General features: G+C 70.8%; 8 protein-coding genes. 6 read left to right on the forward strand and 2 right to left on the reverse strand.

The window, feature by feature from the left end:
* The first annotated feature begins 7 nt into the window (after positions 1 to 7).
* The gene (locus tag ACFWZ3_RS00420) at positions 8 to 970 is read left to right on the forward strand and encodes a GGDEF domain-containing protein (protein ID WP_439705820.1); all 963 of its coding nucleotides are present in this window, start codon (positions 8 to 10) and stop codon (positions 968 to 970) included.
* A 74-nt stretch (positions 971 to 1,044) separates the two neighbouring features.
* Here the strand turns inward: ACFWZ3_RS00420 and ACFWZ3_RS00425 are convergent, their stop codons facing one another.
* The gene (locus ACFWZ3_RS00425; protein WP_439705821.1) at positions 1,045 to 1,608 is read right to left on the reverse strand and encodes a cytochrome b; all 564 of its coding nucleotides are present in this window, start codon (positions 1,606 to 1,608) and stop codon (positions 1,045 to 1,047) included.
* Positions 1,605 to 2,660 carry a catalase family peroxidase gene (locus ACFWZ3_RS00430; protein ID WP_439705822.1) on the reverse strand — a complete coding sequence of 352 codons (1,056 nt, stop codon included), beginning with the start codon at positions 2,658 to 2,660 and terminating at the stop codon, positions 1,605 to 1,607. The genes ACFWZ3_RS00425 and ACFWZ3_RS00430 overlap by 4 nt, the downstream gene beginning before the upstream one ends.
* A gap of 129 nt (positions 2,661 to 2,789) precedes the next feature.
* Here ACFWZ3_RS00430 and ACFWZ3_RS00435 point away from each other — a divergent pair, with 129 nt between their 5' ends.
* From ACFWZ3_RS00435 to pbpC, 5 genes are all read left to right on the forward strand, one after another.
* Positions 2,790 to 3,305: an RNA polymerase sigma factor gene (locus ACFWZ3_RS00435; protein WP_439705823.1), complete on the forward strand. Its 516-nt coding sequence runs from the start codon at positions 2,790 to 2,792 to the stop codon at positions 3,303 to 3,305.
* Positions 3,302 to 4,054, forward strand: a complete 753-nt coding sequence (locus tag ACFWZ3_RS00440) for an anti-sigma factor family protein (protein WP_439705824.1) — start codon at positions 3,302 to 3,304, stop codon at positions 4,052 to 4,054. The genes ACFWZ3_RS00435 and ACFWZ3_RS00440 overlap by 4 nt, the downstream gene beginning before the upstream one ends.
* A 234-nt stretch (positions 4,055 to 4,288) precedes the next feature.
* Positions 4,289 to 9,265 (forward strand): alpha-2-macroglobulin family protein, encoded by a 4,977-nt coding sequence (locus tag ACFWZ3_RS00445; RefSeq protein WP_439706195.1) that lies wholly within the window; start codon positions 4,289 to 4,291, stop codon positions 9,263 to 9,265.
* Positions 9,266 to 9,375: 110 nt separating this feature from the next.
* Positions 9,376 to 9,717, forward strand: coding sequence for a hypothetical protein (locus ACFWZ3_RS00450; protein ID WP_439705825.1), 342 nt, complete (start codon positions 9,376 to 9,378; stop codon positions 9,715 to 9,717).
* A 67-nt stretch (positions 9,718 to 9,784) separates the two neighbouring features.
* Positions 9,785 to 12,187 (forward strand): penicillin-binding protein 1C, encoded by a 2,403-nt coding sequence (gene pbpC, locus ACFWZ3_RS00455; protein WP_439705826.1) that lies wholly within the window; start codon positions 9,785 to 9,787, stop codon positions 12,185 to 12,187.
* Positions 12,188 to 12,598 lie beyond the last annotated feature (411 nt).

A 12,598-nucleotide genomic window follows, 5' to 3' on the forward strand; every position in this document is an offset into this window, starting at 1 on the left:
TTCGCCCATGAGCACGCCGCCCGAAACCCTGACACTTCCGCCGCTGCCCGCATTCGGCGGCTTCCGCGAGGCGGCCCAGGCCTGCCTGTCGATGCTGCGCGAGCGCACCGGCGTGGGCGCCTGGTATTTCACCCGCGTCGACGGCGAGGACTGGCTGGTGCTGGCCGCCTCGGACGATTGCTACGGCGTGCGCAGCGGCGATGCACTGAAGTGGGCCGACTCGATCTGCTCGCGCATGGTCCGCGGCGGCCCCTGCGTGGTGGCCGACGTCAGCGCCCACGCGCCGTATGCCGCCGCGCCGATCGTCAGCCGTGGCATCGCCGCCTACCTGGGCGTGCCGGTGCAGCTGGACAACGGTGCGATCGGCACCCTGTGCGGGATCGATCCGCAGCCGGTATCGGTGGACGTGGAACGCTGGCTGCCGATCGTGCAGCTGTGCGCGCAGATGCTCGCCACGCTGTGGCGCCACGATGTCGACCTCAAGGAAACCCGCCGCCGCGCCGAACGCGCCGAGCTGGAGGCGATGACCGACGCGATGACCGGGACCTTCAACCGTCGCGGCTGGCGCGAGCTGCTTGCGCTGGAGGAGCAGCGCTGCCGCGACGAACACACCACCGCCGGCGTGGTGGTGGTCGACCTGGACCGCCTCAAGCAGACCAATGACAGCCAGGGCCACGACGCCGGCGACCAGCTCATCCAGCGCGCCGCGCGCGAACTGTCGCGCACGGTGCGCGCCGCCGACGTGGTCGCGCGGCTGGGCGGTGACGAGTTCGTGGTGCTGATCCTCGACGTCGGCCCCACCGAGCTGGCGCGCCAGGCCGCCCGCATCGAACAGGCCCTGCGCGCCGCCGGCGTCGCTGCCACACTCGGCTACAGCTGGCGCGGCCCCGACCGCGACCTCGGCGAGGCCTACCGCGAGGCGGATTTGCTGATGCTGGACGCCAAGCGCGGACGTTCGCGCGCTTCGTAGGGTGGGCTTCAGCCCACCGTAGCCAGATCTGGCGTGGTGGGCCGAAGCCCACCCTGCGGGTTCCTGTCGAAGCGTCAGCCGTCCGTCACCACCGGCTCCCTGCGACGACGGCTTGGCAGCATCGACGCCAAAACGCCATCGCGGCGGATCAGCCCGTGGTACAGCCCCGCGCTCATGTGCGCCACGAAGGTAAGGAACAGCAGCCAGGCCAGGTAGCGGTGCGCCTCGCGCAGCCAGGCGAACAGCGCGGCGTTCTCCGGCAGGATCGCCGGCAACCGCAGTGCGCCACCCAGCACCACCGGGTAGCCGCCGGCCGAGAGCATCCCCCAGCCGAGCAGCGGCAACGCCAGCATCAGCGCGTAGAGCAGCCAGTGCGAGCCCGCCGCGGCGAGTCGCTGCCAGAGCGGCAGGTCGGCGGGCAGCGGCGGTGGGCGGTGGCGTAGCCGCAGCGCCAGGCGGGCGATCGCCAGCAGCAGGATTGCGATGCCCAGCGGCTTGTGCAGCGCCAGCAGCCAGGTGTGCTTCTGCGACACGGTGGCCACCATGCCGGCGCCGATGAACAGCATCGCCACGATCATCGCGGCCATCGTCCAGTGCAGCAGCCGGGCGAGCGGGTGGAACGGGGTCGGCGTGTTCATCGGGTGGCCTCCGTGGCGCGCGCGGTGCCGGGCAGATGCGCTTCCTCGGCGGTGCGACGCAGGTAGGAATCGGCGTAGGCCGCCGAGCGCGCCGCCAGCAGCGGATCGGCCGAGGGCGCGATGCCGGTCGGCAGCACCGTCGGGTCGTAGTTGACGTCGCGGCAGGAGCCGCTGTCCTGCGGCTGCATGCGATCGATAACCAGCGTGCCAGCGTCCACCGTGCGGCGCCCTGCCGGCCAGATGCGGGCGGCATCATCGACCGGATCACCGGGCACGGCGAAGGTGATGCGCAGGGTCCAGCGTTGCGGCGCCCGGCCCAGGCGTTGCTCCAGGTCGCGGGCAAGATAATCCGCGTCGCCGGCCGGACCGGGACCGCCGTCGGTGGCCTGCGGCACCATCGCCCAGCGCACGGCGCGTCGCTGTTCCTGCGCATCGACCAGGTAGAACGCGTTGATGCTGTCGTAGCGTTCGGTGACGTAGCTCGCCGACGGCTTGGCCTGCCTAGCCCATGCACGGAACGCGGCGGTTTCCGGATGCGCGGCGAAGAACGCGGCGAGCTTCGCCGGATCGGGCTTGCCGGTGGCCGGATCCGGCCGCCCCGCCATCATCTGTTCGTAGAACGCCTGCGGCGTGGACACCGGGAACACCGGCATCGCGTTCATGCCGGTGCGCCATTGCTCGCCGTCCGGCAGGTTGAAGCGCAGCGCCATGCTGCGGATCGGCACACTGCCATCGGGCGCGTACGGGTTGCCGCCGGGGATGGCGAACCGCCCGACCACTGGCGTGCGGCTGCGGCCGAACACCGCGGCAGTCGAATACGCACTTGCCTCGCCGTTGCCTTCGAACCACCCGGCCACGCACACGCCCTTGGCGTGGTTGCGGCGGTAGCCGGGATGCAGGCCGGCGTTGTCCTGCAGGGTATCGACCAGGCGTTGCGGGGTGAGTCGGCGCGGCGCCAGCCAGCCGCCGACGTAGCCGAACGCGGCCACGGTGACGGAGGCCAGGCCGCCGATCAGCGCCCCGCGCGCGGCGTGTCTGAAACGAATCTTCATGCAATGCTCCCGGCCCTCGGCCGTGTGGTGACGGTGAGGTGGACGCGCGACCGGGCGATTTATTCCCGCGCGATGGAATAATCGCTTCGCCGCCGCGTCTATCGGTCAGTCCCAAGCCAGAGTCCGGCCATGCCCGTCCACCCGCTCGACGATGCCCTGCGCGAATGGCTGCCGCGGTTGCGGCGCTTCGCGCTATGGCTGACACGCGAGACGTCCAGCGCCGACGACCTGGTGCAGGCCACGCTCGAGCGCGCGCTGTCGCGCTGGTCGAGCCGGCGCGAGGACGCCTCGCTGCGCAGCTGGCTGTTCGCGATCCTGTACCGGCAGTTCCTCGACGGCCGCCGTCGCGCACAGCGGCACGCCTGGCTGCTTGGCCGCCTGCGCGCGGAAGAGGAGTCGCAGGCGCCCTCGGCCGAACGCGAGGCGATGGCGCAATCCATGCTGCAGGCGTTCGGACGGCTGAATCCGGAACAGCGCAGCCTGCTGCTGTGGGTCACCGTGGAAGGCCTGAGCTACCAGGAAGTTGCGCAGATCCTCGACGTGCCGATCGGCACCGTGATGTCCCGCCTGTCGCGCGCCCGCGCCGCGCTGCGCCGGCTCGGCGAAGGCGAACCCACCACTGTCTCCCTGCGGGTGCTCAAATGAACGAACCCAGCGAACACGACATCCATGCCTATGTCGACGGCCGCCTCGAAGGCGAACGCCGCGCCGCGGTGGAGCTCTACCTCGCCCGGCATCCGGAGCGCGCCGGGCAGGCGCAGGCCTGGCAGCACGACGCCCAGCAACTGCGCGCGGCGCTTGCCGGGACGCAGTCGCTGCCGCCCAACCCGGCGCTCGACCCGGCCGCGATCCGCGCGCGTCGGCAGCGTCGGCGGGTGTCGCGTCTGGCGATCGCTGCCTCGCTGGTGCTGTGCATCGGCATCGGCGGCCTGGGCGGCTGGCAGGTGCGCGGCTGGCAGGTCGCCCGCGCGATGCCGCCGATGGGCGACGCGCTCGCCGCCTACCGCATGCTCGCGCTGGAACCCGGCGCCAGGCCGGACCTGGTGCCGCAGCACCCGGGCGACCTGCAGGCCTGGCTCGACCGGCATTTCGCCCGCGGCGTGCCGCTGCCCGACCTGCAGGCGGCCGGCTTCCGCCCGGTCGGTGGCCGGCTGTTCGCCACCGAGCAGGGCACGGCGGCGATGGTGCTCTACCAGGACGCCGCCGGCCATGCGATCAGCTTCTACGTACGCCCGCCCGGCCCGCGGCGTTACCTGCTGCCGCACGGCCAGCGCGTCGACGATGGCCTGCTCGCCCAGTACGGCTCGGGCAACGGCTACAACTACGCGATGGTGAGCCGGGCCGCGAGCAGCGACGCGCAGGTCGCCGCGCGCGCCTTGCAACCGCTCATCTGAGGCCGACCCGCACGCGGGCACGGAGATTGTGAGCGGGAGGCGGCGCGTGCCAATGGCGCGGGTCACGCGACAGAGATGGTCAACGGGCCAGCGCGTCGGCCGATCCGCACGCATCGCGCCGGCCACGGACGACGCAACGCGCCCCGCAGCCGTCGCCCGGCCGCCTCCGGCGCGCCACAAAACCCGGCGATAATGCGCCCCGCACCTCAAGGAAAGGGGATCGTCATGTGGCAAATGTCGGTGGCGCGCAGGTCGCGCCAGGTCGGGTTGTGTCTGGGTTTGCTGGGGCTGGCACTGCTGGCCGGCTGCAACCGTTCCTCGCAGGACCGGCCCGCGCTGCAGGGCGCGCCCGCCGCTAGCACCAGCGCGCACGCGCCCGCGGGCAAGGCGACGTTCGCACTCGCCTCGGCCGGCGCCGACCTGCGCGACACACGTACCGCGCTGGTGCTGCGCTTCAACGTGCCGCTGGCGGCGGCGCAGCCGTTCGACCGCGAGCTGGCCGTCACCGGCAGCAACGGCGAGCCGATCAGCGGCAGCTGGAGCCTGGACGACGACGGCAAGACGCTGCGCTTCCCCTTCGTACAGCCCAACACCCACTATGCCGTGCTGCTGCACGCCGGCCTGCTCGCCGCCGACGGCCGTACGCTGGGGCGCGAGCTCAAGCGCGACGTCTACTCCGGCAGCGTGCCGCCGGCGGTCGGGTTCGCCTCGCACGGCAGCGTGCTGCCGGCGCGCGGCAGCCGCGGCCTGCCGCTGGTCTCGGTCAACGTGCACGACGCGGACGTGGAGTTTTTCCGCGTGCACGACGATGCGCTGTCCGACCTCTACTGCGCCTACCCGTCGAACAAGCACCGCGACAGCTACGAGCTCGACCACGAGATCAACCGCTGGGACGTGTGCGAGCACGGCGACCGCGTCAAGCGACCGATCACCGACATGGCCGACTCCGTCTACGCCAACCACTACACCCTGGGCGGCGACGACAACGAACGCACCGTGACCTACCTGCCGGTGCAGCGCGTGCGCGAACTGCAGCGGCCGGGCGTATACATGGCAGTGGTCAAGCAGGGCGGCACCTTCAAGGGCAACTACGACAGCGCGATCTTCTTCGTCAGCGACCTCGGGCTGCACCTGCGCATGTATCGCGACAACGCGCTGCTGCACGTCGCCTCGTTGCGCGACGGTTCGCCGGTGGAAGGCGTGGCGATCGAGATCGACGGCCCCGACGGGCAGGCGCGGCTCAAGGCAACCACCGATGGCGATGGCAATGCGCTGATCGCCTACAAGCTCGATCCCGCCGACGTGCTGATCGCGCGCCACGGCGACGACGTCTCGGTACTGCCGTTCAACCGCCCCGCGCTGGACATCTCCAACTTCGACGTAACCGGCCGCAAGCAGGCGCCGTTCGAGGTCTACGCCTGGTCCGGCCGCGACCTGTACCGACCGGGCGAGACGCTGCGTGTATCGGCACTGCTGCGTGACTATGACGGCAAGCCGATGAAGGCGCAGTCGCTGTTCGTGCGCCTGAAGCAACCCGACGGCCGCACGCTGGCCGACCAACAACTGACGCCCTCCAATCTCAACTATTACGCGCTGTCCCAGGCGATTCCGGCCGACGCGCCGACCGGCCTGTGGCAACTGGAATTCCGGCTCGACCCGGCGGCGAAGGAGGCGGTCGAGGCTTTCCCGTTCCACGTCGAGGAGTTCCTGCCCGAGCGCCTGAAGCTCAGCCTGGACAGCCCGCAGGCGCGGCTGGTGCCGGACGAGCCGCTCAAGCTCGAGGTCACCTCCAGCTATCTCTACGGCGCGCCGGCCGACGGCAACCGCGTCACCGCCAAGCTGCTGGTGGCGCCGGAGGTGCATCCGCTGGACAACCTCAAGGACACCTTCTTCGGCGACCCCACGCTGGACCTGCCCCGGAGCGCCAACGACGTGCTCGACGCGAAGCTCGACGCGCAGGGCAAGCTCGCCCAGCCGATCGCGCTGCCGGACGACGTCAAGCCGGTCGCACCGCTCGCCGTCACGCTCTCCGGCAGCGTCTACGAAACAGGCGGGCGCGCCGTCACCCGCCTGCTCAAGCGCGTGTACTGGCCGGCGCCGCAGCTGGTCGGCGTGCGTCCGCTGTTCGATCCGAAGCAGGGCGCGCAGAGCGAAGGCCAGGCCGGGTTCGAGATCCTGCGCGCCGACGTCGACGGCAAGCTGGTCGCTGGCCATCACCTGAAGGTGCGGCTGCAGCGCGAGCTGCGCGATTTCTACTGGCTGTACGAGCACGGCGACGGCTGGAAATCCGACGCGCACCAGCAGCTGCAGCTGGTCGAGGAGAAGGACGTCGACCTGGCCGCGGGCCAGCGCGTGCACGTCGACTTCCCGGTCGAGTGGGGCGGCTACCGGCTGGAGGTCTACGACCCGGAAACGCAGCTCACCACGGTGTTCCCGTTCTTCGCCGGCTGGAGCTGGGAGGACGAGAACCTCGGCAAGGAGGCGCGCCCGGACAAGGTCAAGCTGCAGCTCGACAAGGCGCGCTACCGCGCAGGCGACACCATGAAGGTGACGGTGACGCCGCCGCACGACGGCCCCGGCCTGCTGCTGGTCGAGTCCGATCACCTGCTGTACGTGCGCGACATCGACGCCAAGGCCGGCAGTACGTTCGAGATCCCGGTGCCCAAGGACTGGGAGCGCCACGACGTCTACGTTTCCGCGCTGGTGTTCCGCGGCGGCGAGGCGCAGGAGCACACCACGCCGGCCCGTGCGCTCGGCGTCGAGCATGTCGCGATGGAGCGCAACGATCGGCGCATCCCGCTCACGTTGAGCGCGCCGGCGCTGATGCGCCCGGGCAATCCGCTCGAGGTGACCGTGCAGGCCAAGGGTCTGGCCAACACGCGCGCCTACATCACTCTGGCGGCGGTCGACCAGGGCGTCATCAACATTACCAACTACCCGGTGCCCGACGCCTGGGCCTGGATGTTCGCCAAGCGCGCGCTGAGTGTGGACGCCTACGATCTCTACAGCCGCATCATCGAGGCGATGGATGGCGCGGAGGCGAAGCTGCGTTACGGCGGCGACATGAGCGGCCCGGCGCTGCCGCACGCGGCACGCCTCAACCCCAAGGTGCAGATTGTCGACCTGTTCGCCGCGCCGGTCGCGTTCGACGCGCAGGGCAAGGCCACGTTGCGCGTGCAGGTGCCCGACTTCAACGGCAGCCTGCGCCTGGCCGTAATGGCCTGGAGCGCCGACCGTTTCGGCAACGCCGAGGGCGCCGTCATCGTGCGCGCACCGCTGGTGGTCGAGCCGAGCACGCCGCGGGTGATGGCCGCCGGCGACAAGGCGCGCGTCAGCCTGGACCTGAAGAACCTTTCTGGGCATGACGGCACGGCGAAGGTCGTGGTCAAGGTTAGCGGCCCGATCACCATCGCCAACGCCAGCCGCGAGGTGGCGCTCAAGGACGGCGCCGGCACCACGCTCAGCATGCCGGTCACGGCGAGCGCAGGCGCGGCCGTGGCCAAGCTCGACATCCACGCCACCCTCGGCGACTTCGCGGTCGACCGCCACTTCGAGTTCGCCGTGCGCCCGGCCTGGCCCGAGCAACAGACGACCGTGCCGCTGGCGATCGAAGCCGGCAAGCCCGCGCACCTGGATGCCAACGCTGCCGCCGGCCTGCTCGCGCCGACCGTGCGCGCCCAACTCACCCTGAGCACGCTGCCGCCGCTGCCCTACGGCTCGGCGCTGCGCGACCTGCTGCGCTATCCCTATGGCTGCATCGAGCAGACCACCAGCAAGGGCTACGCCGCGCTGGTGCTCGACCCGGCCACCGCCACGGCACTGGGGCTGTCCACCAGCGAAGCGACCCGTCGTGCCGCGGTCGACAGCGCGCTGGCGCGCATCGCCTCGTTCCAGGCGAGCAACGGGCACTTCAGCTTCTGGGGCGGCACCAGCCCGATCGAAACCTTCATGACGCCGTACGTGGTCGACTTCATGCTCGACGCGCGCGAGGAAGGCTTCGCCGTGCCGCAGGAAGTGCTGCAGAAATCGCTGCAGCGCCTGAGCGACGACCTGCTCGGCGGCGGTCATGCGTACTACAGCTACGAGCATCACGATCACCTGCGCATCGCCGACGAGGCCTACTCCGGTTTCGTGCTGGCCCGCGTCAACCGCGCGCCGCTGGGCACGCTGCGAGCGATCTTCGACCACGACCGCGACAAGCTGGTCGGCCCGCTGCCGCTGGTACACCTTGGCGTCGCGCTCAAGCTGATGGGCGACACCGAGCGTGCGCAGAAGGCCATCGATGAAGCCTTCGCCTGGGACAAGGAGCGTCCTTGGTACGTCGGCGACTATGGCTCGGACCTGCGCGACCTGGCGCTGATGGTCGCGCTCACCCACCGCTACGGCCTGGCCAAGCCGGCCTACGACGCCAAGCTGATCGACTGGGCCCGCAACGCTACCGCGCGCGACCACGCCAACAAGCAGGAAGTGCCCTACTACCACTGGTCGTGGTCCTACCTCTCCACCCAGGAGCAGGTGGCGATCGCCCGCGTGGCGCGCGCCTTCGACGCCGGCAGCGGTGCGCCGCTGGCGGTCACCCTTGCCATCGGTGGCAAGAGCGAGGCCGCGCCCGCCGACAAGCGCCTGTGGACGCGCGAACTCACGTTGGCCGAACTGAAAGGCGGCGTCAGCGTGCAGCCAGCCGGCCAGGGCACCGTGTTCGCTACGCTCGACATCGCCGGCATCCCGCAACAGCCGCCCGCCGCCGACGACCGCCAGGTCGACGTGCGCCGCAGCTACTTCACCACCGACGGCCAGCCGTGGACCGGTGACACGCTGAAGGAAGGCGACACGCTGATCGCCGAACTCACCCTGGAGGCGCGCACCGACATGCCCGACGCCCTGGTCACCGACCTGCTGCCCGGCGGCCTGGAAGTGGAGAACCTCAACCTCGGTGGTGCACAGCAGTGGGAAGGCGTCGTCATCGGCGGCATCGACATGCAGCAACACAGCGGCGCCGCCGACCTCGTTCACGAGGAATACCGCGACGACCGCTACGCCGCCGCCCTGCACCTGCGCCGCGGCGATGCCGCCCACGTGTTCTACCTGGTCCGCGCGGTCACACCCGGCACGTACACGGTCCCGCCGCCGCTGGCGGAGGACATGTATCGCCCGGCACTGCGCGGCATCGGCAGGTCAACACCGGCGAAGATCACGGTGGTCGAGCCCTAGCAACGTGCCACTAACCCGCACCCTCCCCTTCAAGGGGAGGGTGCGGGCGGAGGCGTGTTCGGTCGCCAGCTCAACTTGCCAATCGCAACTGCATGCACAGGGAGACGCCCATGCCGCAGCACGACGTCCTGGCGCTTCCCGGTATTCCCGTCGTGGCCACCCTGGGCGCGCTCGCCCTTGCCCGCCGCGGCCGAGTGCCAGCAGCGGCCGCCGTACCTGGCATTGCCATCGCCATGGTGTTGAGCTTCGTCGTTGCCGTACCGGTCGCGTCACAATGCCGGAATGCCCGGGACGTAGAGCGGGCAGCCGAGGCACTGCTCAGTCCCGCGGAGCGGAACACCCTCCAAGGCACTGGCCCCTTCTGCCCGGCCGTCCGTACGTTCGAGCGCAACGGAAAGAGGGCCTGCCTCGTGCCGGACGGCGAGGGAGGCGCCTCGGTCGGTTGCGGCTGACCGATCCTTTTCTTGCTCGTCCGACGCCGGGGCGATGGGTGATCGGCGGACGCGGAAAATCATACTCATGACCCCTCCCAACCAGGCCAAACAACCTTCGCGACGCAGGCGCTGGCTGCGTGCCATCGCGCTCGCCTCCGCTGCGCTCCTGGCCGCCGCGCTCGTCCTCGACCGCCTGTTCCCGCTCCCGCTGCCAGCCCCCGACACCGGCAGCACCGTCGTACTCGCCCGCGACGGCACGCCGCTGCGCGCCTTCGCCGACAGCGACGGCGTGTGGCGCTATCCGACCACCACGGCCAGGGTCTCGCCGCTCTACCGTCAGGCGCTGCTCGGCTACGAGGACCGGTGGTTCTATCGCCACCCCGGCGTGAACCCGTACGCGTTGCTGCGCGGCGCGGTGCAAGGCGCATTGCACGGCCACGTCATCTCCGGCGGCTCCACGCTGACGATGCAGGTCGCGCGCATCATCGAGCCGATCCCGCATAGCTTTGGCGGCAAGTTCCGGCAGATCTTCCGCGCGCTGCAGCTGGAAGCGCATCTTGACAAGACCCAGATCCTCGACCTCTACCTCAACCACGCACCCTTTGGCGGCACCATCGAAGGCGTCGAAGCCGCCTCGTGGGCCTACCTCGGCAAGAGCGCGAGCCGCCTGTCGCGCGCCGAGGCGGCCCTGCTCGCGGTGCTGCCGCAGGCGCCCAGCCGGCTGCGCCCCGACCGCCATCCGGAGGCGGCCCGCGCCGCTCGCGACAAGGTGCTGTGCCGGCTGCGCGACGAAGGCGTCTGGACGTCCAAACAGGTCAGTGACGCGGCGATCGAGCCGGTAGTCGCCCGCTCGCTGCGCGCGCCGCTCGCCGCCGCGTTGCTCGCCGAACGCCTGCACCAGCAGCGGCCGCGCGCGCGGCGCATCGTTACCACCATCGACGCCAATCTGCAGCGCGCCGCCGAAGACCACGTTGCCAGCTACCTCGCGCGCCTGCCGCCGCGCAGTTCGGTGGCGGTGCTCGCGGTGGACAATGCCACGCACGAGGCACGCATCTACATCGGCACCGGCGAGTTCGCCGATCCCGAACGCGCCGGCCACGTCGACATGGTGCGTGCGCGGCGGTCTCCCGGCTCCACGCTCAAGCCCTTCCTTTACGGCCTGGCGCTGGACGACGGCCTGGTCACCTCCGAAAGCCTGCTGGTGGACGTGCCGCAGGACTTCGGCGGCTACCACCCGGGCAACTTCGACGAGGCCTTCAGCGGCCCGGTCAGCGTGAGCGAAGCGCTGCAACGCTCGCTCAACGTGCCGGCGGTCGACATGCTCGACCGCGTCGGCCCCAACCGCTTCGTCGCGCGCCTGGCCAGCGGTGGCGTCGACCTGCAGCTGCCCGACGGCGCGCGGCCCAACCTGTCGATCATCCTCGGCGGCACCGCCACGAAACTGGAAGACCTCGTCGGCGGCTACAGCGCCTTGGCCAACGGCGGCATCGCTGGCGCCCCGCGCTACACGCCGGACCAGCCCACCCGCCCGCGGCGCCTGCTCTCGCCGGGCGCCGCCTGGATCATCCGCGACATCCTCGCCAGCAACCCGGCTGACGTCGAAGGCGCGCCGCTGGAAGGCACCATCAACCGGCACGCCGCCGTCGCCTGGAAGACCGGCACCAGCTACGGCTACCGCGACGCCTGGGCGATCGGCGTCACCGACCGCTGGACCGTCGGCGTCTGGATCGGCCGCCCGGATGGCACGCCCTCGCCCGGCCAGTACGGCGCCGTCACCGCGCTGCCGCTGTTGTTCCAGCTCACCGACATGCTGCCCGCGCGCGGCGGCGTGCACGCGCCGCGTCCGGCCAGCGTCCGTGCGGTCGACATCTGCTGGCCGCTCGGCCAATCGGCCGCAGCCACCGACACCAGCCTCTGCCGCCAACGGCGCACCGCCTGGATCCTCGACGGTGCGCTTCCACCCACCTTCGCCGAACGCGACCCGGGCGCCTGGATGAGCGGTCGCGTCGAACTGCGCGTAGACGAAAAAAACCGCCGCCTGAGTGCCGGCTGCCACGCCCCACACGAACATCGCCTCACCCTCGCCCGCTGGCCGGCGCTCGCCACACCCTGGCTCGACGCCGCCGACCGCGCCGCCTCCACCCTGCCCGCGCTGGCGCCCGGCTGCGCGCCGGACTCGCTCGCCGTCGCCGTGCCGATCCGCATCAGCGGCCTGCGCGAAGGCAGCCTGCTGCGTCAGGCGCCCAACGGCAGTGGACCATTGCGTGTAACGGTGCACGCACTCGGCGCCCAGGGCGCCGTGCAATGGCTGCTCGACGGCCGCCTGCAGGGCAGCACGTCGGTCGGCGAGACCATCGCTCTGACCTTGACGCGACCCGGCCACCACGCCCTCACCGCGCTGTCGCAGGATGGCGCCTGGGCGAGCGTGGGCTTCGCCGTGGCGGGTTTGCCTGACGTCGTGAGCAGGCCCGTGCCTCCAGTCCGCTGAGCGGCGGCAGGCGATCGGAAGCCCGCGGCGGGCGAGCCCAGTCGTATAGAGGCCGCGCAAGAACGACAGGCAAGACACCGCTCTCGCAGGCATTCCCGCGAGCCCCGGCCCCTCACCCCAACCCTCTCCCCAGAGGGGAGAGGGAGCAAGTGCGGCGCTCCTGCATCCAAACGCGCAAGTCCTCTTGCCTCAGCTCCCGAGCGCCCGCGGTAAAGCGGCGGCAGCTCCTCTAAGAGCAGACGGCTGACCAAGCAAAGCGCACAGGCACCTAGCTTTTTAGCTACCCCGTGCTTAGCAGGCCATTTCTTTGGTTACTTTCCTTGGGCCAGCAAAGAAAGTGACCCGAGCGCCGACAGGCGATCGGAAGCCCGCGGCAGGCGAGCCTAGTCGCGGAGAGGCCGCATAAGACGG

Source organism: Frateuria sp. GZRR35 (assembly GCF_051900415.1).
Classification (GTDB): Bacteria; Pseudomonadota; Gammaproteobacteria; order Xanthomonadales; family Rhodanobacteraceae; genus Frateuria_A.

What these genes read in the sequence shown, in the direction of transcription:
- ACFWZ3_RS00420 (WP_439705820.1), top strand. Translation starts at nt 8, where the DNA reads ATGAGCACGCCGCCCGAAACCCTGACACTTCCGCCGCTGCCCGCATTC.
- ACFWZ3_RS00425 (WP_439705821.1), bottom strand. Translation starts at nt 1,608, where the DNA reads ATGAACACGCCGACCCCGTTCCACCCGCTCGCCCGGCTGCTGCACTGG.
- ACFWZ3_RS00430 (WP_439705822.1), bottom strand. Translation starts at nt 2,660, where the DNA reads ATGAAGATTCGTTTCAGACACGCCGCGCGCGGGGCGCTGATCGGCGGC.
- ACFWZ3_RS00435 (WP_439705823.1), top strand. Translation starts at nt 2,790, where the DNA reads ATGCCCGTCCACCCGCTCGACGATGCCCTGCGCGAATGGCTGCCGCGG.
- ACFWZ3_RS00440 (WP_439705824.1), top strand. Translation starts at nt 3,302, where the DNA reads ATGAACGAACCCAGCGAACACGACATCCATGCCTATGTCGACGGCCGC.
- ACFWZ3_RS00445 (WP_439706195.1), top strand. Translation starts at nt 4,289, where the DNA reads ATGTCGGTGGCGCGCAGGTCGCGCCAGGTCGGGTTGTGTCTGGGTTTG.
- ACFWZ3_RS00450 (WP_439705825.1), top strand. Translation starts at nt 9,376, where the DNA reads ATGCCGCAGCACGACGTCCTGGCGCTTCCCGGTATTCCCGTCGTGGCC.
- pbpC (WP_439705826.1), top strand. Translation starts at nt 9,785, where the DNA reads ATGACCCCTCCCAACCAGGCCAAACAACCTTCGCGACGCAGGCGCTGG.